At 47.5% G+C, this 847-nt stretch carries 1 protein-coding gene; it reads left to right on the top strand.

Going from position 1 to position 847, the window contains the following annotated elements; translation table 11 throughout:
- The coding region (locus EYD45_RS16790) for an Ig-like domain-containing protein (RefSeq protein ID WP_165453958.1) at positions 1–847 on the top strand (847 nt) is incomplete at both ends.

Genomic DNA, 847 nt, shown 5'->3' with positions numbered 1-847 from the left:
TCCAACGACCTTCCCAGGTGGACCGACAAGCGATCCGAACGATCCATGTGATCCGATAGGTATCAATACCACGGACAGTGATGGAGATGGTCTTACGGACTGTGAGGAGACAACGGGCATCGACGATCCGAGCACACCTGGTATTCCAATTGGACCAAGTAATCCGAATGATCCATGCGATCCGGATTCATCCAATTGTCCACCAATAGCAAATAATGACGGGGGAACAACTGATCCTGGAATAGCAATAATTATAGATATAACAGTAAATGATACTGACCCTAACGGAACGGTAGAAGATTCAACACTAGATTTAGATCCAAATACACCAGGCCAGCAAGGAGTATTCACTGTTCCGGGAGAGGGCACGTTTACAGATAACGGAGATGGTACAGTTACTTTCACACCAGCAGTTGGTTATACAGACGGTACTACCATAATTACTTACACAGTTGATGACGATGAAGGTAATACCTCAAATGAAGCTACAATTACTGTTGTAGTTCCTTTATGTACTTCTTTAGTTGATTCTGATGGGGATGGACTTACAGATTGTGAGGAGACAACGGGCATCGACGATCCGAGTACACCAGACGATCCAACGACCTTCCCAGGCGGCCCGACAAGCGATCCAAACGATCCATGTGATCCAATAGGTATCAATACCACGGACAGCGATGGTGACGGACTTACAGATTGTGAGGAGACAACGGGCATCGACGATCCGAGTACACCAGACGATCCAACGACGTTCCCAGGCGGACCAACAAGTGATCCAAACGATCCATGCGATCCGATAGGTATCAATACCACGGACAGCGATGGTGACGGACTTACAGACTGTGAG

This window comes from Hyunsoonleella flava (genome assembly GCF_004310325.1).
Taxonomy (GTDB): domain Bacteria; phylum Bacteroidota; class Bacteroidia; order Flavobacteriales; family Flavobacteriaceae; genus Jejuia; species Jejuia flava.
This window is presented reverse-complemented; position numbering and strand designations above follow the sequence as displayed.